A 17,812-nucleotide genomic window follows, 5' to 3' on the forward strand; every position below is an offset into this window, starting at 1 on the left:
CCGCCGGGCCGTCCCAAGGAAGGCCTGCGCCCCCCCGGGGGGCAGAGAACGAAGTGAACGTGGGGGCATCATGTTCATTTCATGTCGATCGGGTAGGTGCCCAGCACCTTGAAGTAGGCGCACACGCTGCGCAATTCCTGCAGCGCGGTGGCCACGGCGGGCGTGTTCGGGTGGCCCTGGATGTCGATGTAGAAGTAGTACTCCCACTGGTCGGAGCGCGCCGGGCGCGACTCGAAACGCGTCATTGACACGCCGTGCACCTTGAGTGGCACGAGGATGTCATGCACCGCGCCCGGCCGGTTCACCACCGACACCACCAGGCTGGTGCAGTCGTGGCCCGAGGCCTGCGGCGCGGGGTGGCGCTCCGGGTGCGTGACGATGGCGAAGCGGGTGCGGTTGTTGGCGTCGTCCTGGATCGCTGGCGACACCACGTGCAGGCCCCATTCGCTGGCGGCGCGTTCGCTGGCAATCGCGGCCAGCGTCGGGTCCAGGCCGGCCAGCCGTGCGCCTTCGGCGTTGCTGGAGACCGGGCGGCGTTCCACGTCCGGCAGGTGGTAGCTCAACCAGCCGTGGCACTGGGCCAGCGCCTGCGGGTGCGCGCAGACGGCCTTGATGTCGGCCAGCGTGTCGGTCTTGCGCAGCAGGTTGTGGCGCACGAACAGGCTGGTCTCGCCGATGATGAACAGCGGCGTGGTCAGGAACAGGTCGAGCGAGCGGGCCACCACGCCTTCGGTCGAGTTCTCGACCGGCACCACGCCGAAGTCGGCCGCGCCGCCGCTGGTGGCGCGGAACACCTCGTCGATGCTGCCGCAGGGCACGCGCACGATCGAGCTGCCGAAGAAACCGAGCGCCGCCTGTTCACTGAAGGTGCCGGCGGGGCCGAGGTAGGCGACGCGGGTAGGGGTTTCGAGCGAGCGGCAGGCGCTCATGATCTCGCGCCAGATCGGCGCGACGCTGTCGTTCTTCAGCGGGCCGGGGTTGGTCGCCTTCAGGCCGTCGATCACCTGCGCCTCGCGCTCGGGGCGGAACACCACCGAGCCTTCCTTCTTCTTGAGCTCGCCCACTTCCTGCGCCAGCGTGGCGCGGCGGTTGAGCATGGCGAGCAGTTCACGGTCGAGCGCGTCGATCTGCGTGCGCAGCACCAGCAGCGCCGGATCGATGGCGGGGGAGGGGTTTGAAGGTTCAGCCATGTTGGTCTGCAAACTCGTTCAGGTAAGCCACCAGGGCCTGGACGCCCGCCAGCGGCATGGCGTTGTAGATCGAGGCGCGCAGCCCGCCCACGCTCTTGTGGCCCTTCAACTGCAACAGGCCGCGCGCCTTGGCACCGGCCAGGAAGGCGTCGTAGAGCGACTCGTCGCGCAGGAAGAAGGGCACGTTCATGCGCGAGCGCACTTCATGCGCCACATGGGTGACGTAGAAATCGTTGCCGTCGAGCGCGCTGTACAGCAGCGCCGATTTCTCGATGGCCAGCCGCTCCATCGCCGCCACGCCGCCCTGGGCCTTGAGCCACTGGAACACCAGCCCGGCGATGTAGATGCCGTAGGTCGGCGGCGTGTTGTACATCGAGCCGTTGTCCGCCACCCGCTGGTAGTCGAACGCCGACGGGCAGATCGACAGCGCGTGGCCGAGCAAGTCGTCACGCACGATCACGATGGTCACGCCGGCCGGGCCGATGTTCTTCTGCGCGCCGGCAAACAGCAGGCCCACGCGTGACCAGTCGACCGCGCGCGACAGGATGTGCGATGACGCATCGACCACCAGTGGCGCCGTGCTGCCGAGCGCAGCCAGGTCCGGCAGCTGCTGAAACTCCACGCCGTGGATGGTCTCGTTGCTGCACAGGTGCACGTAGGCCGCGTCGGCGCTGAGCTGCCAGCCGGCGGCGTCCGGGATCTGCGTGAAGTGGCTGGCCTGGGCGGTGGCCGCGACGCGGGCGCTGCAGTAACGCGCCGCTTCCTTGGCCGATTTGTCGGACCAGCTGCCGGTGACGATGAAGTCCGCCGCGCCGCCGCGCGACAGGTTCATTGGCACGATGGCGTTCTCGGCCAGCCCGCCGCCCTGCATGAACAGGATGCGGAAGTTCGCCGGCACCGCCAGCAGTTCGCGCAAGTCCGATTCGGCCTGCTCGTAGATGCTGATGAACTCGCGGCCGCGGTGGCTCATCTCCATCACGCTCATGCCGCTGCCATTCCAGTCGAGCATTTCGGCGGCGGCCTGCTGCAGCACCGCTTCGGGCAGCACGGCGGGGCCGGCGGAGAAGTTGTAGGGGCGAGCCATCATCGTTCGGTGCAACCGGTTGGGGGGGTGTCAGGTCAGGTCGGCAGGTCGAATCAACGGCTGGCAGCCGCTGCCGGTGCGCCCACGGCAGCACGCACGCGCTTCTCCAGCGCCTGCAGCTTGGGCTCGATCTGCGCCCTGGACTCGTTGGCCAGGCGCTGGGCCATGCTGTTCTGCATCTCGGGCGCCAGTTGCTGGTACTTCTTGTTCACGGGCGATTCGAGCCAGGCGATCAGCTGCTTCAACTCGTCTTCGCTGAATTTCTCTTCCAGCGTCGGGCCCAGCACGGCGGGTGCGAGCTTGACGGCGCGCTCGCGCAGCAGCGGTGCCGCCTCGTCGACGAATTTCTTGATGTCGGCCTCGACCGCCTTGCCGACGGATTCGCGCTTGTCGGCGGGCACCTGGGTCTGCAGCGCCATGCCGGCGGCCTGCAGCATCTGCAGCGCCGGGCGCTCGGCCAGGCTGCGCGCCATGGCCTCGATGCCGGGTTGCTGCAGCTTCAGCACCTTCTGCACCAGTTCCTTCTTGGCCGCCGATGCCGGCTCAGCCGCGATCGCGCCGGAGGTGGCCATGAGGCCGGCCACAGCCAGTGCCGAGGCACGTCGGGTCAATGCACGCAACATCATCATTCCTCTGCGGGGGTTTCGGTGCCGGCGTCCAGATCGGGCGCGTCGGTGTTGGCCTCGGTATTGGTGTCGGTATTGGTGTCGGTATTGGCGTCGTTCTCGACGATGCGCTGCAGGCCCGAGAGCTTGGAGCCCTCGTCCAGCCCGATCAGCGTCACGCCTTGCGTGGCACGGCCCATTTCGCGGATCTCGGACACGCGGGTGCGCACCAGCACGCCACGGTCGGTGATCAGCATGATCTCGTCGTTGGCGTGCACCAGCGTGGCGGCCACGACACGGCCGTTGCGCTCGGTCTGCTGGATGGCGATCATGCCCTTGGTGCCGCGGCCATGGCGGGTGTACTCAGCGATGCTGGTGCGCTTGCCGTAGCCGTTTTCGGTGGCGGTCAGCACGCTGGTGCGGGCGTTGGGGTTGGCGCTGGTGATGATGGCATCGCCTTCCGCGGTGTCACCTTCAGCGGCGACGCTGTCCTGCTCGGCCACCAGCATGGCGATCACGCTCTGGCCTTCTTCGAGCGCCATGCCGCGCACGCCGCGTGCCTGGCGGCCCAGCGGACGCACGTCGTTCTCGTCGAAGCGCACGGCCTTGCCGCCGTCGCTGAACAGCATCACGTCGTGCTGGCCATCGGTCAGTGCCGCGCCGATCAGGAAGTCGCCTTCATCGAGGTCGACCGAAATGATGCCGGCCTTGCGCGGGTTGCTGAACTCGTTCAGCGCGGTCTTCTTGACCGTGCCGCGCGCGGTGCACATGAAGATGAAGTGGTCGGCCGGGAAGACGCGGTTGTCGCCCGTCAGCGGCAGCACGACGTTGATCTTCTCGTCGGGCAGCAGCGGGAACATGTTGACGATCGGCTTGCCGCGCGAAGCCCGGCCGCCTTGCGGCACTTCCCACACCTTCAGCCAGTAGACCCGGCCGCGGTTGCTGAAGCACAGCATCCAGTCGTGGGTGTTGGCGATGAAGAGCTGGTCGACCCAGTCGTCGTCCTTGGTCGCGGTGGCCTGCTTGCCGCGTCCGCCGCGCTTCTGCGCGCGGTATTCGGCCAGCGGCTGGCTCTTGATGTAGCCGGTGTGGCTGAGCGTGACGACCATGTCGGTCGGCGTGATCAGGTCCTCGGTGCCGAGTTCCTGCACGTTGTGCTCGACCACCGAGCGGCGCGCGCCGAGCTTGGTCTGGCCGAACTCCTGGCGCACGGCGGTCAGCTCTTCGCCGATGATGAAGGTCACGCGCTCGGGCTTGGACAGGATGTCGAGCAGGTCGGCAATCTGCGCCATGACCTCCTTGTACTCGCCGACGATCTTGTCCTGCTCCAGGCCGGTGAGACGCTGCAGGCGCATCTGCAGGATCTCGCCGGCCTGGTCGTCCGACAGGCGGTAGAGGCCGTCGGCCTGCATGCCGAACTGCGGCGCCAGATCGTCGGGGCGGTAGGCCTCGCGGCCGCCGGCGGTGTCGGTTTCGGCGCGGGTGAGCATCTCCCGCACCACCGACGAATCCCAGCTCTTGCTCATCAGTGCCAGCTTGGCCACCGGCGGCGTCGGGCTGGTCTTGATGGTTTCGATGAACTCGTCGATGTTGGCCAGCGCCACGGCCAGGCCTTCGAGCACGTGGCCACGGTCGCGTGCCTTGCGCAGCTCGAACACGGTGCGACGGGTGATGACCTCGCGGCGGTGCTCCAGGAACACTTCCAGCAGCAGCTTGAGGTTGCACAGGCGCGGCTGACCGTCGATCAGCGCCACCATGTTGATGCCGAAGGTGTCCTGCAGCTGGGTCTGCTTGTAGAGGTTGTTGAGCACGACCTCGGGCACTTCGCCGCGCTTCAACTCGATCACCAGCCGCATGCCCGACTTGTCGGACTCGTCCTGGATGTGGCTGATGCCGTCGATCTTCTTCTCATGCACCAGCTCGGCCATGCGCTCCTGCAGCGTCTTCTTGTTGACCTGGTAGGGCAACTCGTCAACGATGATGGCCTGGCGCTGGCCGCGGTCGATGTCCTCGAAGTGGACGCGGGCGCGCATCAGCACCTTGCCACGGCCGGTGCGGTAGCCCTCGCGCACGCCGTTGATGCCGTAGATGATGCCGGCGGTCGGGAAGTCCGGCGCCGGGATGATTTCCATCAACTCGTCGATGCTGGCGTCGGGGTTCTTGAGCAGGTGCAGGCAGGCGTCGACCACCTCGTTGAGGTTGTGCGGCGGGATGTTGGTCGCCATGCCGACCGCGATGCCGGCCGAGCCGTTGATCAGCAGGTTGGGCAGGCGGCTGGGCAGCACCAGCGGCTCTTTCTCGGAGCCGTCGTAGTTGGGGCCGAAGTTGACCGTGTCCTTGTCGATGTCGGCCAGCATCTCGTGGGCAATCTTCGACAGGCGGATTTCGGTGTACCGCATCGCCGCAGCGCTGTCGCCGTCGACCGAGCCGAAGTTGCCCTGGCCGTCGACCAGCATGTGGCGCAGGCTGAAGTCCTGCGCCATGCGCACGATGGTGTCGTACACGGCGGTGTCGCCGTGCGGGTGATATTTACCGATCACGTCACCGACGATACGGGCCGATTTCTTGTACGGCCGGTTCCAGTCGTTGTTGAGTTCGTGCATGGCGAAGAGCACGCGCCGGTGCACAGGCTTCAGGCCATCGCGTGCGTCCGGCAGGGCCCGACCGACGATCACGCTCATCGCGTAATCCAGATACGAACGCCGCATCTCCTCTTCGAGGCTGATGGGCAGAGTTTCTTTGGCGAATGAGGTCATGCGGTTCCAGGCGGGGCAGGCGGTCGGCTACGCGCTCTGCGGTGCTCCGGGCACTGGTCAGGACAGTGCGAAATACTTTGGCCTGTCACAGTCAGGCCGCAATACGCGGAACACGCAGGCGCGAACGATCAAACCGTAGATTCTACGAGGGCCAGGATTGTCGCCTGTGTGCAACACCTGTGGCCCGCTCAGACGGGTCGGCCGGCAATTGATTGCTGCAAAGAAGCCCTATGGCACAATGATTTCGCGGTTTCCGGCGTCTTCTCTCACAGGATGCCCGGGTCGCTTTAACTGGTTTTACAGCCCGTTGGCGGCTGATATCTAGAGGACAACCATGAACAAATTGAACAAGGTCGCCCTGCTGTTTGCATCGGCTGCGCTGGCTGCATGTGCAACGGGCGGTGGCACGGGTGCTGTGGACAACTGGCGCTCCGGCGACGGCACGGTCTGGAAAAACGGCAGCAACGAACACTGCTGGCGTGATGCCAGCTTCACCCCCGCGACGGGCGTGCAAGGCTGCGACGGTGTCCCGGCACCGGCTGTGGCGGCTGCACCGGCTCCTGCGCCCGCACCGGCCCCTGCTCCGGCACCGGCTCCTGCGCCCGCACCGGCCCCTGTGCCTGTCCCGGTTCCCGTTCCCGCACCGGTCGTCGTTCCTGCCGCTCCTGTGAGCGAGAAGGTCACCTTCGCTGCCGACGCATTCTTCGACACCGGCAAGTCGGTGCTGAAGAAGGACGCAGCTGCCAAGCTTGACGACCTGGTCGCCAAGGTCAAGGGCATCAATCTGGAAGTCATCATCGCCGTGGGTCACACCGACTCGGTCGGCTCCGATGCTTCGAACCAGAAGCTGTCGGTGGCACGTGCTGAAGCGGTCAAGAAGTACCTGACCAGCAAGGGCATCGAGCAGAACCGCGTCTACACCGAAGGCAAGGGCGAGAAGCAGCCCGTGGCCGACAACGCCACCAAGGAAGGCAAGGCCAAGAACCGCCGCGTCGAAATCGAAGTGGTCGGCACGCGCGCCAAGCAATAAGTCTCTCGACTTGTTCTACGCAAACCCCGCTTCGGCGGGGTTTTTTGTTTTCCGTCTTACGATCCGTCCATGCAAAACGCCGATCCCCAGGAACTTGCCAAGTTCAGCGAACTCGCCCACAAATGGTGGGACCCCGAGAGTGAATTCCGTCCCCTGCACCAGATCAATCCGCTGCGGCTGGGCTGGATCGAGCAGTGCGTGGGCAGCCTGTCGGGCCAGAAGATTCTCGATGTCGGCTGCGGTGGCGGCATCCTGACCGAAGCGATGGCGCGCAAGGGCGCCCAGGTGCTGGGCATTGACCTGGCCGAGCGCTCGCTCAAGGTCGCGCAGCTGCACGCGATGGAGTCCGGCGTGGCCGTCGACTACCGCGAGCAGGCCGTCGAGGCCCTGGCTGCCGGGCAGCCCGCCTCGTTCGACGTCGTCACCTGCATGGAAATGCTCGAGCACGTGCCCGACCCCGAATCCATCGTGCGGGCCTGCAGCGAACTGGTCAAGCCGGGCGGCTGGGTGTTCTTCTCGACCCTCAACCGCAACCCGAAGTCCTTCCTGTTTGCCATCGTCGGTGCGGAATACCTGCTCAAGCTGCTGCCGGCTGGCACGCACGAGTACGCCAAGTTCATCCGCCCGAGCGAGTTGACCCGCTGGGCGCGCGACGCTGACCTCAACCTGCAGCAGACGCGCGGCATGGAATACAACCCCTTCACGCGCCGCTACTGGCTCAGTGGCGACACCAGCGTCAACTACCTGCTGGCCTGCCGCAGGTCTGGCGGCTGAAGGACGTGATGAATCACCCCCGCGTTCAGGCCGTCCTGTTTGATTTGGACGGCACGCTCATCGACAGCGCCCCTGACCTCGGCGCTGCCGGCAACGTGCTGCGCGCGCGCCGTGGCTTGGCGCCCCTGCCGCTGTCGCACTATCGCCCCATGACGGGCACCGGCGCGCGCGGCATGGTGGGCGTGGCACTGCAGATCGGCATGGATCATCCGGACTTCGAGGCCGCCAAGCACGAGTTCCTGCAGGCCTACGAGGCCGACATGACGGCCGCCACCTGCGTCTTCGCCGCCATGGCGCCGGTGCTGGATCAACTGGACGCGCGTTGCATCCCCTGGGGCATCGTCACCAACAAGCACAGCCGCTACGCCGAACCCATCGTGCAGGCGCTGAACCTGGCCGAGCGCAGTCGCGTGCTGATCTGCGGTGACACCACGCCCCACGCCAAGCCCCACCCTGAGCCGTTGTTCGAGGCCGCGCGTCGGCTGTCGATGGCGCCGCAGGCCTGCTTCTATGTCGGTGACGATCTGCGCGACATCCAGGCTGGGCGTGCTGCCGGCATGTCCACCGTGGCCGCTGCCTGGGGCTACCTGGGGCAGGGCGATGCGGTTGATCAATGGGGCGCGGATTTTTTGATCGACAGTCCCGAGCAACTCTTGAACCTCGCGCCATTGGCCTAAACTACGTGTCTCTGGGGCCGACCTGGTTTCGACGTGGGTGCGGAATTGGAGTAGGGCATGCCGAGCACCAGTCCGCTCGTAAAACCACTGGAAACAAAGTAACTGCAAACGACTCTACGTTCGCTCTCGCCGCTTAACACCGGTGAGCCTCTCAACGGTTGGCCGATGGGCCGGGTCCGCAAGGGCTGAGAGGTAATACACATTGGCTGGTATCAGGTGGGGTCACTCAGCCGGGTACGAGAAATAGTGACTGGCGTTGACTGAAGGGTGTTCCTGCCCGTCAGCAGCGTGAGATCCAAATCAGAGAACTACGCATGTAGAACTACCTGAGGATGGCTTGCGGACGGGGGTTCGATCCCCCCCGGCTCCACCATTACAACGTCCGCGAAGGTTCGCGGAAGACCGGAAAGCCCTAGAGAATCAACGCTCTAGGGCTTTTTTCTTGTCTTGTTTGATCCCAACGACTGCATCCGACCATGAAGCTGGCCCTCATTACCGACATTCACGCCAACCGCGAGGCCTTCGAGGCCTGCCTGGAGCAGGCGCACCTGCATGGCGCCGAGAGGCTGGCGCTGCTGGGGGACTTTGTCGGCTATGGCGCCGATCCGGGCTGGGTGGTCGAGCGGGTGATGGACCTGGTCGCCCAGGGCGCGATTGCCGTGCGGGGCAACCACGACGAGAGCGTGGTGCAGGGCCCCAGCCCGCATCTGGTGGAGGACGCTCGCCGGGTGATTGCCTGGACGCGCGAGCAGCTCACGCCAGCGCAGCTGGAGTTCCTGGGCCACTTGCCCTACACCAGCCAGGATGGCGGCAGCCTGTTCGTGCACGCCAACGCCTGGGCGCCCAAGGGCTGGGAGTACATCCTGAGCCGGGCGGAGGCGGTGCGCAGCATGTACGCCACCGACTGCCGCCACACCTTCTGCGGCCATGTGCACCAGCCGGCGCTGTACCACCTCTCCAGCACGGGCAAGATTGCCGATTTCACGCCCGTGCCGGGTGTGGCGGTGCCGGTGCCGGCGCATCGCCAGTGGCTGGCGCTGCCGGGGTCGTGCGGTCAGCCGCGTGATGGCAATCCGGCGGCCTGCTGGGCGATGTTCGACACCGCGCGTGCCACGCTGACCTTCCACCGCGTGCCCTACAACCACGACGCCACGGCGGCCAAGATCATCGCGGCCGGCCTGCCGCGCAGCTTGGGCGAGCGCCTGAACGCCGGTCTCTGAAGCCTGCCCCGCCGAACCGGAGTCGCTCATGACCCTCAACCCGTCCCCGGCGTCTGCCGTTCTGCTGCCGCCGCTGGGCGCCGGCATGGTCTGCGATGGTTTCCGCCTTGAAGAGCGCCTGCACCAGGGCGGCATGGCGGTGCTGTGGCGCGTGACGCACCCGGATCACGCCGATGTGCCGATGATCATGAAGGTGCCGCGCATCAAGGGTGGCGAGGACCCGGCGACCATCGTCGGCTTCGAGGTCGAGCAGATGCTGCTGCCGCTGCTCAAGGGTCCGCACGTGCCGCGCTTCATCGCGCGCGGTGACTTCACCACGCGGCCCTACATCGTGATGGAGCACATTCCGGGCGACTCGCTGCGCCCGCTGCTCGACCTGGCGCCGCTGCCGGTGGCCGAGGTCGCCGTCATCGGCGCCAAGGTCGCCATCGCGCTGCACGACCTGCACCGCCAGCACGTGATCCACCTCGACATCAAGCCCAGCAACATCATGCTGCGCACTGCGCCGGGTGGCGGGCTGGGCGACGCGGTGCTGGTCGACTTCGGCCTGAGTCGCCACGACCAGCTGCCCGACCTGCTCGACGAGGAATTCAACCTGCCGATGGGCACCGGCCCCTACATGTCGCCCGAGCAGGTGCAGTTCGTGCGCAGCGAGCCGCGCAGCGACCTGTTCGCGCTGGGCGTGATGCTCTATCACCTGACCACCGGCCAGCGCCCGTTCGGCTCGCCCAGCACGGTGCGCGGCCTGCGCGAGCGGCTCTACCGGCAGCCGATTCCGCCGCGCGTGCACCGCCCCGACTGCCCGCCGTGGTTGCAGGAGCTGATCCTGCGCTGCCTGGAGGTCGACGCCGAGCAGCGCCACCCGAGCGCGGCGCATCTGGCGCAGGATCTGCAGAACCCCGCGCAGGTCAAGCTCACGGCACGGGCCGAGCGCGGCGAGTCCGGTGGCGGTCTGGCCGCACACTGGGGCAATTTCCGGCGCTGGTTCCGGGCGCTGGGAGCCGAGCCCAGCCAGCGTGGCAGCGTCAACGAACAGCTCAAGCGCGCGCCCATCATCCTGGCGGCGGTGGACGTGGGCAATGCCACCGACGAGTTGCTCGACCTGCTGCGCGAGACCGTGCGGCGAATCGTCTCGACCGAGCCGGGCGCGCGCCTGGCCTGCGTGGGCGTGATGAAGACCAACCGCATCGGCATGGACGAGCTGACCGATGCCGACGGCAACAGCCTGCATGTCAAGCAGCTGGTGGGCCTCAAGCACTGGGCGCGACCGATCTCGCAGCTGCTCAAGCTGGAGGACAGCCGGTTGACTTTTCATGTGCTGGAGGCGCCCGATGCGGCGGACGCGATCGTCGAATTCGCCGCCAAGAACCAGATCGACCACATCGTGATGGGCGCGCGCGGCACCTCGGCGCTGCGGCGCTATCTGGGCAGTGTGTCGTCGCAGGTGGTGGCGCAGGCCGACTGCAGCGTCACGGTGGTGCGGGTGCCGAGCGCGGCGGACTCTTAGAATTTCGGGTTTCCGTCTTCTCCACGTGCCCCCGAAGGATTGATTCATGAGCGTTCCCCAGATTCCCGTCGTCAGCGTGTCGCCGCAGGCCAGCGTCTACTTCGACGGCAAGTGCGTCTCGCACGCCATCACCCTGGCCGATGGCAGCAAGAAGAGCGTGGGCGTGATCCTGCCCGCCTCGCTGACCTTCAATACCGGTGCGCCCGAGATCATGGAAACCGTGGCCGGCGCCTGCCACGTGCTGCTGCCGGGCCGCAACGACTGGCAGACCTTCGGCCCCGGCCAGAAGTTCGACGTGCCCGGCAACGCCAGCTTCCAGATCCGCGTGGAAGGCGAGCCATACCACTACATCTGCCACTTCGGCTGAGGGTGGGGCTGACCTCTGGCGGGTGACATCCGGGCTGGAGGCGGTTCAAGTTTGGTGTGCAGCGGTCGAAATTGCTGAAGTGTTCAGTTTCGGCCAGTCCAGTGTCTTCTCCATCAGGCGCAGAACTGGCATGGTGCCGCGCCACGCATTTCAATGCCGGCTCTCCTTGTCTCCACTTTTGTCTCTCCGGAGGTCTTCATGCTTCAACGTCGTCATCTCATCACCGGTCTGCTGGGTCTGGCCGTGCTGCCGCAAGTGCGCGCGCTGGATCGTTCCAAGTCACGCGTCGTGCTGAGCGTTACGGGCCGCATCAGCCAGCGCAATGCGGGCGAGCGCGCCGAATTCGACATGGACATGCTCGCGGCCCTGCCGCAGCACAGCTTCACCACCAACACGCCCTGGTACAAGGAGCCGCGCAAATTCACCGGCCCGCTGCTGCGCGACGTGCTGGCGGCCGTGGGCGCCCAGGGCAAGACGCTGCGCGCCGTGGCGCTCAATGATTACAAGGTCGAGTTGCCGGTCGAGGACAGCAAGCGCTTTGACGTGGTGATGGCCCGCCTCATGGACGACAAGCCAATGCCCGTGCGCGACAAGGGCCCGCTGTTCATCATCTACCCGTTCGACAGCAACGAGGCGCTGCGCTCCGAGCTGTACTACAGCCGCGCCGCCTGGCAGCTCAAGAGTCTGGAAGTCGAGTGATCGAAGCCGGTCGCGTCAGCCGCTCCAGTCGAACCGGGAACTGGGCGCTGTTGCTCATCGGCATCGTCTTGCTGTTGGCGTTTGCCGGGGTCGGGTGGCTGCAGGCGCAGTCCATTTCCCTGCTCAACGCCACTGTCCGCTACAAGGGCGACAACGCGGTCTGGAGCGTCTTCCAGCTCGAGACCGAACACCTGCGGCTGCGCCAGCTGGTGCAGCCCATGGCCCTCCACCCCGAGGCCGGGCGCCTGGACGCCATCCAGCAGCGCTACGAAATTTTCGTCAGCCGCGTCAATCTGGCCGAGCCGGAGCGTACCCGCGATGTGACGCCGCTGCTGCCGGTGCAGCACACCGTGCGCGCGGCGCTGAATGAATTCGTCGCGTTTGCCGACCCGCTGCTGTCGCTGGGCGCGACGCCGCCGCTCGACACCCGCACCTGGGCCGAGATCGACACCCGGCTGGCCAGGCTGGAGGGGCTGATCCACGACCTCTCGCTGCAGATGCTGCACACCGTGGCCGACCAGACCAGCCAGCGCAACCAGGCCGTGCGCGACCAGAACCGCATGGCCATCGGGCTGACGGTGTTCCAGTGCCTGCTGACGCTGCTGTTCGCGGTGTTCGTGGTGCGGCAGCTGCGCATGCTGCAGAACCGGCGCCAGCGCCTCGAAGAGCTGGCCGTGAACCTGCAGGAAGCCCGCAACGACGCCGAGCAGGCCAGCCGCGCCAAGAGCGCGTTCCTGGCCAACATGAGCCACGAGCTGCGCACGCCCTTCAACGGCCTGCTGGGCATGCTGTCGCTGCTGCAGAGCTCGCGCCTGGACTTCGAGCAGATCGAGCACCTGCGCACCGCGCGCGAATCGGGCGAGCACCTGCTGACGATCCTGAACGACGTGCTCGACATCTCCAAGCTCGAATCCGGCCGCATCGAGATCGAGCCGCGCGTCACCGACCTGCACCGCCTGCTGGCCGACATCGACGCACTGATGGCGCCGCAGGCGCGCGCGCGTCACCTGCAATGGGCGGTCGAAGGTGCGGACCTGCTGCCGCGCTGGGTGCTGCTCGACGACATCCGCTTCAAGCAGGTGCTCTACAACCTGATCGGCAATGCGCTCAAGTTCACCGCGCAAGGCGGCGTGACGCTGCGCCTGGAGCGCGTGACGGCGGTGGCGGCCACGGCGCCTGACACCGCCGAGCTGGCCGCAGACCAGTCGCCACCGGCGCCGGACCGCTTCCGCCTGAGCATCTGCGACACCGGCATCGGCATGGATGCGCTGACGCTGCAGCGGCTGTTCCGCCGCTTCGCCCAGGGCGACGAAACCATCAACCGCCGCTACGGGGGCACGGGCCTGGGGCTGGAGATTTCCCGCACCCTGGCGCGCATGATGGGCGGCGACATTTCCGTGCGCAGCGCGCCCGGCCAGGGCAGCGTGTTCACCGTCGAGCTGCCGCTGCAGGCGCTGCCCGCGCCGGTGGACGCCGCCGTGCTGCCGGCGGCCGCGTCTCCTGCGCCGGCAGACGATGCGCAAGCCCGCTCGACCGAGCCGCTGGACGTGCTGGTGGTCGACGACCACCCCGTCAACCGCAAGCTGATGCAGGCGCTGCTGCGTCGCCTGGGCCACCGCGTCGGCCTGTGCGAGAACGGCGCCCAGGCCGTGGCCGAGGTGCAGCGCATGCGCTACGACATCGTGCTGATGGACGTGCACATGCCGGTGATGGACGGCCTGGCCGCCACGCTCGCCATCCGGCAGCTCGGTGGCGCGGCGTCGCGCCAGCGCATCGTCGCGCTGACGGCCGACGCCTTCAGCGATTCCCGCGAGCGTGTGCTGGCCGCCGGCATGGACGATTTCCTCGCCAAGCCGGTGCAACTGCATGACATCGAAGCCCTGCTGCGCCGCCACTTCGGTGCGCGGGCCGAGGTGCCTGCCGCGGCTGAAACGGCGCCCGCGCCGCTGGTGGCCGAGTCGCCCGATGCGGCGGCGCCTGCTGCCGAGGCGGCCGCTGTTCCGGCTCTTCCCAAGCCGCCCAAGCCCCCGCGCGTGCGCTTCAGGCGTGGCGACGCGGCGCGGCTGCTGGATCTGGAGTCGATTGCCGAGGTCTGCGTCGGCGTCTCGCTGGCGGGTTACCAGTCGCTGCTGGGCGGTTTCCTGGCCGATGAGTCCGGCAGCATCGCCGAGTTGCTGGCCGTGCTGCGCGAGCACGACGCGGCGCAGGTCCGGGCCGCCGCGCACAAGTTCAAGGGCGCCGCCGCCAGCCTGGGGCTGCGGCAACTGGCGGATACAGCGCGCGAGCTGGAGTCCCAGGGCGAAGCCCTGACGGCCGAGCAAGCCAGTGCCTCCGCCGTGCAACTGGACGCTGAACTGACGCAGGCCCGCGCGCTCTGCATGCGCATGGGCTTGCTGGCGCAGCCCGTCTCAGGCTGAGTCAGTCTGAATCAGGCGCCGGCTGCGGCAAGGCCGGGCCGGTCTCCGGCGCATCGGCCCGGGCGACTTCCCAGCGCACCACCACGCCCCGGCGCATCACCACCACGAGCTGATCGCCGCCGGCGTCGTGCCAGCTCCATTCGTCGCGTCCGTTCACGCGCACGCCCAGGCTGCCGGTGACGATCAGCACCTCGCTCAGGTCCATGCCGGGCGAGAGCCGGCTTTGCGTCATCACGACGCTGTCGACCAGGCCCTTGGGGCGCTGCGCGACGTTCTGCATCACCCGCGTGGCGCGCTTGAACTGCAGCACAGCCCAGAACACCACCACGGTCACGCCCAGCACGAGGCCGCGCCAGCCATACATCCAGGTGCCGACGATGAGGGCCGAGCCGGCCAGCAGGCCATTGAGTGGGGTGCGGAATTTCATGGGCGCCGATGTTAGAGCGTGGTTAAACAGCCGTGGCGCCGGCTCAGGCCAGCGAGCGCACCAGGTCGATGGCTTCCTCGATGCGCTCGACGGCGTGGATCTCCAGCCCCTCGATCGGCTTCTTGGGCGCATTGGCCTTGGGCACCACCGCGATGCTGAAGCCGAGCTTGGCCGCCTCCTTGAGCCGCTCCTGCCCGCGCGGCGCCGGGCGCACCTCGCCGGCCAGGCCGACCTCGCCAAAGGCGATGAAGCCGCGCGGCAGCGGCCGCCCGCGCAAGCTGCTCTGGATCGCCAGCAGCACGGCCAGGTCGGCGGCCGGCTCGCTGATGCGCACGCCGCCCACCGCGTTGACGAACACGTCCTGATCCGCGCAGGCCACGCCGGCATGGCGGTGCAGCACGGCCAGCAGCATGGCGAGGCGGTCACGGTCGAGGCCCACGCTCAGGCGCCGCGGGCTGGGGCCGCCGCTGTCGACCAAGGCTTGAATCTCCACCAGCAGCGGCCGCGTGCCTTCGAGCGTGACCAGCACGCAGGCGCCAGGCACCGGCTCGCCGTGGGTCGACAGGAACAGCGCGCTCGGGTTGGCCACACCCTTCAGGCCGCGCTCGGTCATGGCGAACACGCCGATCTCGTTGACCGCGCCAAAGCGGTTCTTGATGGCCCGCACCAGCCGGAAGCTGCTGTGGGTGTCGCCCTCGAAGTACAGCACCGTGTCGACGATGTGCTCCAGCACGCGCGGACCGGCCAGCGCGCCTTCCTTGGTGACGTGGCCGACCAGCACGATGGTGCAGCCGCTGGTCTTGGCCACGCGGGTGAGCTGGGCGGCGCACTCGCGCACCTGCGCCACCGAGCCGGGCGCGGAGCTGAGCTGGTCGGAATAGACCGTCTGGATCGAGTCGATGACGCAGAACGCCGGCCGCTCGGCGTCCAGCGTCGCCAGGATGCGCTCCAGCCCGATCTCGGCCTGCACGCGCAACTGCGCACCGGTCAGCCCGAGCCGCCGTGCCCGCAGCGCGACCTGTGCGCCGGACTCCTCGCCGGTGATGTAGAGCACCTTCATCTGCGCCGAGAGCGCCTCGGCCGCTTGCAGCAGCAGCGTGCTCTTGCCGATGCCGGGATCGCCGCCGATCAGCACCACGCCGCCTTCGACGATGCCGCCGCCCAGCACGCGGTCGAGTTCCTCCAGCCCGGTGGGGGTGCGGGCGATGTCGGTGGCATCAATGTCAGCCAGCGTGATCACCGGCAGGCTCTTTGCGAGTGCCTGGAAGCGGTTCTTGGTCGTCCCTGCGGCCGGCTCCACCAGGCCCTCATCCATCGTGTTCCAGGCGTTGCAGTGCGGGCACTTGCCCAGCCACTTGGCGTTGGTGCCACCGCATTCGCGGCAGGTGTATTGGGTTTTTTCGCGGGCCATGGGCGGGATTGTCTGTGCTCAGTCCGTCACGCGCCCGCGCAGCGCCTTGACGCCGGCGCGCACGCTCTTGCCTTCCAGCCGGCGCTGTTTCGATCCCCAGGTGGCGTGGGTCGGGCGGCGCACGGCGTCGACGTGGGCGGCCTCCTGCACCAGCGCCTGCAGGCGGGCGAGCGCGTCGGCGCGGTTCATGGGCAGGCTGCGGTGCTCCTGCGCCTTGATGACGACCACGCCGTCGGTGGTGATGCGCTGGTCGGGCCAGGCCAGCAGGCGCGTCTTGACCTCGTCGGCCAGGCTGCTAGCGCGGATGTCGAAGCGCAGGTGCACCGCGTTGGCCACCTTGTTGACGTTCTGGCCGCCGCTGCCCTGGGCACGGATGGCGGTCATGTGGACTTCGTGCGGGGCGATGTGGATGCGGTGCGGCGGTTTCATGGCGGGTGGGCTCGGCGGCGCGCCATGCTAAAACAGCGGCATGGAACTTCACACTTGGTTGGCATTCTTTGCGGCGTCCTGGGCCATCAGCCTCTCACCCGGCGCGGGCGCGGTGGCGGCAATGAGCTCGGGCATCAACCACGGCTTTGCGCGTGGCTACTTCATGACGATCGGGCTGGTGCTGGGCATCTGGACCCAGATCGTGGTGGTCGGGCTGGGCCTGGGGGCGCTGATTGCCGCGTCCAGCATGGGCTTTGCCCTCGTCAAATGGCTGGGCGTGGCCTACCTGGTCTGGCTGGGCATCAAGCAGTGGCGCGCACCGGCCGAGCCGCTGGTGGCCGCCAGTGGTGAGCCGGTGGCCGCCACGCGGCGACGCCATCTGGTGCTGCGCGGCTGGATGGTCAACACCGTCAACCCCAAGGGCACGGTGTTCCTGCTGGCGGTGGTGCCGCAGTTTCTGGAGTTGAGCCAGCCGCTGGCGCTGCAGTACGGCGTGATCGCACTGACGCTGGGCTTCACCGACCTGGTGGTGATGGCCGGCTACACCGCGCTGGCCGCGCGGGTGCTGAGCGCGCTGCGCGAGGTCCACCACATCCGCTTGCTCAACCGCTGCTTCGGCGCGCTGTTCGTGAGCGTGGGCGCCTTGCTGGCGACCTTCAAGCGTGCGGCCTGAGGCCGCACCGATTCAGGCCGGCGCCACGCCGTCCTGGCGGGTGGCGCGCAGCCGCTGCTCCATCTCCTGACGCAGCTGCTTGCGGATCTTGGCGGACTCGAAGCGGCGTAACTCGTCAGGGTTCTGCGGCTGGCGTGGCGGCACGGGTGTGGGCTTGCCGTGGTCGTCCACTGCCACCATCGTGAAGAAGCAGCTGTTGGCGTGGCGCACCACCTGGCCGCGGATGTCTTCAGTGATGACCTTGATGCCGACCTCTATCGACGACGTGCCGGTGTGGTTGACGCTGGCCAGAAACGTCACCAGCTCGCCCACGTGAATGGCCTGGCGGAACATCACCTGATCGACCGACAGCGTCACCACATAGCGGCCGGCGTAGCGGCTGGCGCAGGCGTAGGCGACCTGATCGAGCAGCTTCAGGATGGTGCCGCCGTGCACGTTGCCGGAGAAGTTGGCCATGTCGGGCGTCATCAGCACCGTCATGTTGAGTTGGTGGGCAGGCAGGTCCATGGGATGGGTTTCAGCGGGTGAAAGAAGAGGGTGTCGGCC

17 protein-coding genes and 1 other RNA gene are annotated in these 17,812 nt (G+C 67.5%); 10 read left to right on the top strand and 8 right to left on the bottom strand.

Annotated elements, in window-relative coordinates; translation table 11 throughout:
- Positions 1 to 74: 74 nt before the first annotated feature.
- Genes pheA through gyrA form a run of 4 tightly spaced genes read right to left on the bottom strand, consistent with a single transcriptional unit; the run spans position 75 to position 5,635 of the window.
- Positions 75 to 1,190, bottom strand: coding sequence for a prephenate dehydratase (gene pheA / locus AC5IG3_RS02775; RefSeq protein ID WP_491904748.1), 1,116 nt, complete (start codon positions 1,188 to 1,190; stop codon positions 75 to 77).
- Entirely contained in the window at positions 1,183 to 2,274 is a 1,092-nt protein-coding gene (serC, locus tag AC5IG3_RS02780) for a 3-phosphoserine/phosphohydroxythreonine transaminase (RefSeq protein WP_491905037.1), read from the bottom strand. Before serC ends, pheA begins: the two co-directional genes overlap by 8 nt.
- A 53-nt stretch (positions 2,275 to 2,327) precedes the next feature.
- Positions 2,328 to 2,897 (bottom strand): DUF2059 domain-containing protein, encoded by a 570-nt coding sequence (locus tag AC5IG3_RS02785; RefSeq protein ID WP_491904749.1) that lies wholly within the window; start codon positions 2,895 to 2,897, stop codon positions 2,328 to 2,330.
- A gap of 2 nt (positions 2,898 to 2,899) precedes the next feature.
- On the bottom strand, positions 2,900 to 5,635 hold the full coding sequence (gyrA, locus tag AC5IG3_RS02790; protein WP_491904750.1) for a DNA gyrase subunit A: 2,736 nt from the start codon (positions 5,633 to 5,635) through the stop codon (positions 2,900 to 2,902).
- Positions 5,636 to 5,969: 334 nt separating this feature from the next.
- On the opposite strand from gyrA, the gene ompA reads away from it, so the two are divergent.
- The 9 genes from ompA to AC5IG3_RS02835 all read left to right on the top strand — a co-directional run bounded on the left by ompA (position 5,970) and on the right by AC5IG3_RS02835 (position 14,326).
- Complete coding sequence (ompA, locus tag AC5IG3_RS02795; protein ID WP_491904751.1) at positions 5,970 to 6,665, top strand: outer membrane protein OmpA; 696 nt, start codon at positions 5,970 to 5,972, stop codon at positions 6,663 to 6,665.
- A 69-nt stretch (positions 6,666 to 6,734) separates the two neighbouring features.
- The gene (ubiG, locus tag AC5IG3_RS02800; protein WP_491904752.1) at positions 6,735 to 7,439 is read left to right on the top strand and encodes a bifunctional 2-polyprenyl-6-hydroxyphenol methylase/3-demethylubiquinol 3-O-methyltransferase UbiG; all 705 of its coding nucleotides are present in this window, start codon (positions 6,735 to 6,737) and stop codon (positions 7,437 to 7,439) included.
- 8 nt (positions 7,440 to 7,447) lie between these two features.
- On the top strand, positions 7,448 to 8,116 hold the full coding sequence (gene gph / locus AC5IG3_RS02805; RefSeq protein ID WP_491904753.1) for a phosphoglycolate phosphatase: 669 nt from the start codon (positions 7,448 to 7,450) through the stop codon (positions 8,114 to 8,116).
- A gap of 13 nt (positions 8,117 to 8,129) precedes the next feature.
- Positions 8,130 to 8,489, top strand: a transfer-messenger RNA (tmRNA) gene (ssrA, locus tag AC5IG3_RS02810).
- A 103-nt stretch (positions 8,490 to 8,592) separates the two neighbouring features.
- On the top strand, positions 8,593 to 9,336 hold the full coding sequence (locus tag AC5IG3_RS02815) for a metallophosphoesterase family protein (RefSeq protein WP_491904754.1): 744 nt from the start codon (positions 8,593 to 8,595) through the stop codon (positions 9,334 to 9,336).
- A 28-nt stretch (positions 9,337 to 9,364) separates the two neighbouring features.
- Positions 9,365 to 10,843, top strand: coding sequence for a protein kinase domain-containing protein (locus AC5IG3_RS02820; RefSeq protein ID WP_491904755.1), 1,479 nt, complete (start codon positions 9,365 to 9,367; stop codon positions 10,841 to 10,843).
- 46 nt (positions 10,844 to 10,889) lie between these two features.
- The gene (gene ppnP / locus AC5IG3_RS02825; protein WP_491904756.1) at positions 10,890 to 11,210 is read left to right on the top strand and encodes a pyrimidine/purine nucleoside phosphorylase; all 321 of its coding nucleotides are present in this window, start codon (positions 10,890 to 10,892) and stop codon (positions 11,208 to 11,210) included.
- 198 nt (positions 11,211 to 11,408) lie between these two features.
- Positions 11,409 to 11,909 (top strand): putative pterin-binding protein, encoded by a 501-nt coding sequence (locus AC5IG3_RS02830; RefSeq protein ID WP_491904757.1) that lies wholly within the window; start codon positions 11,409 to 11,411, stop codon positions 11,907 to 11,909.
- The gene (locus AC5IG3_RS02835; RefSeq protein WP_491904758.1) at positions 11,906 to 14,326 is read left to right on the top strand and encodes a response regulator; all 2,421 of its coding nucleotides are present in this window, start codon (positions 11,906 to 11,908) and stop codon (positions 14,324 to 14,326) included. Before AC5IG3_RS02830 ends, AC5IG3_RS02835 begins: the two co-directional genes overlap by 4 nt.
- A gap of 1 nt (position 14,327) precedes the next feature.
- Here AC5IG3_RS02835 and AC5IG3_RS02840 read toward each other — a convergent pair whose 3' ends face one another.
- Genes AC5IG3_RS02840 through arfB form a run of 3 tightly spaced genes read right to left on the bottom strand, consistent with a single transcriptional unit; the run spans position 14,328 to position 16,593 of the window.
- Positions 14,328 to 14,753, bottom strand: coding sequence for a hypothetical protein (locus tag AC5IG3_RS02840; RefSeq protein WP_491904759.1), 426 nt, complete (start codon positions 14,751 to 14,753; stop codon positions 14,328 to 14,330).
- Positions 14,754 to 14,796: 43 nt separating this feature from the next.
- Positions 14,797 to 16,164, bottom strand: a complete 1,368-nt coding sequence (gene radA / locus AC5IG3_RS02845; RefSeq protein ID WP_491904760.1) for a DNA repair protein RadA — start codon at positions 16,162 to 16,164, stop codon at positions 14,797 to 14,799.
- Positions 16,165 to 16,182: 18 nt separating this feature from the next.
- Positions 16,183 to 16,593 (bottom strand): alternative ribosome rescue aminoacyl-tRNA hydrolase ArfB, encoded by a 411-nt coding sequence (arfB, locus tag AC5IG3_RS02850; RefSeq protein ID WP_491904761.1) that lies wholly within the window; start codon positions 16,591 to 16,593, stop codon positions 16,183 to 16,185.
- Positions 16,594 to 16,633: 40 nt separating this feature from the next.
- On the opposite strand from arfB, the gene AC5IG3_RS02855 reads away from it, so the two are divergent.
- A complete protein-coding gene (locus AC5IG3_RS02855) occupies positions 16,634 to 17,266 on the top strand; it encodes a LysE family transporter (protein WP_491904762.1) in 633 nt (210 codons plus the stop codon).
- A 12-nt stretch (positions 17,267 to 17,278) separates the two neighbouring features.
- On the opposite strand, the gene AC5IG3_RS02860 is transcribed toward AC5IG3_RS02855, so the two are convergent.
- A complete protein-coding gene (locus AC5IG3_RS02860; protein WP_491904763.1) occupies positions 17,279 to 17,773 on the bottom strand; it encodes an acyl-CoA thioesterase in 495 nt (164 codons plus the stop codon).
- Positions 17,774 to 17,812 lie beyond the last annotated feature (39 nt).

This window comes from Leptothrix sp. (in: b-proteobacteria), from assembly GCF_965250675.1.
Taxonomy (GTDB): domain Bacteria; phylum Pseudomonadota; class Gammaproteobacteria; order Burkholderiales; family Burkholderiaceae_C; genus Sphaerotilus.

Coding starts and splice junctions, on each gene's coding strand:
- pheA (WP_491904748.1), bottom strand. CDS start 1,190: ATGGCTGAACCTTCAAACCCCTCCCCCGCCATCGATCCGGCGCTGCTG.
- serC (WP_491905037.1), bottom strand. CDS start 2,274: ATGGCTCGCCCCTACAACTTCTCCGCCGGCCCCGCCGTGCTGCCCGAA.
- AC5IG3_RS02785 (WP_491904749.1), bottom strand. CDS start 2,897: ATGTTGCGTGCATTGACCCGACGTGCCTCGGCACTGGCTGTGGCCGGC.
- gyrA (WP_491904750.1), bottom strand. CDS start 5,635: ATGACCTCATTCGCCAAAGAAACTCTGCCCATCAGCCTCGAAGAGGAG.
- ompA (WP_491904751.1), top strand. CDS start 5,970: ATGAACAAATTGAACAAGGTCGCCCTGCTGTTTGCATCGGCTGCGCTG.
- ubiG (WP_491904752.1), top strand. CDS start 6,735: ATGCAAAACGCCGATCCCCAGGAACTTGCCAAGTTCAGCGAACTCGCC.
- gph (WP_491904753.1), top strand. CDS start 7,448: ATGAATCACCCCCGCGTTCAGGCCGTCCTGTTTGATTTGGACGGCACG.
- AC5IG3_RS02815 (WP_491904754.1), top strand. CDS start 8,593: ATGAAGCTGGCCCTCATTACCGACATTCACGCCAACCGCGAGGCCTTC.
- AC5IG3_RS02820 (WP_491904755.1), top strand. CDS start 9,365: ATGACCCTCAACCCGTCCCCGGCGTCTGCCGTTCTGCTGCCGCCGCTG.
- ppnP (WP_491904756.1), top strand. CDS start 10,890: ATGAGCGTTCCCCAGATTCCCGTCGTCAGCGTGTCGCCGCAGGCCAGC.
- AC5IG3_RS02830 (WP_491904757.1), top strand. CDS start 11,409: ATGCTTCAACGTCGTCATCTCATCACCGGTCTGCTGGGTCTGGCCGTG.
- AC5IG3_RS02840 (WP_491904759.1), bottom strand. CDS start 14,753: ATGAAATTCCGCACCCCACTCAATGGCCTGCTGGCCGGCTCGGCCCTC.
- radA (WP_491904760.1), bottom strand. CDS start 16,164: ATGGCCCGCGAAAAAACCCAATACACCTGCCGCGAATGCGGTGGCACC.
- arfB (WP_491904761.1), bottom strand. CDS start 16,593: ATGAAACCGCCGCACCGCATCCACATCGCCCCGCACGAAGTCCACATG.
- AC5IG3_RS02855 (WP_491904762.1), top strand. CDS start 16,634: ATGGAACTTCACACTTGGTTGGCATTCTTTGCGGCGTCCTGGGCCATC.
- AC5IG3_RS02860 (WP_491904763.1), bottom strand. CDS start 17,773: ATGGACCTGCCTGCCCACCAACTCAACATGACGGTGCTGATGACGCCC.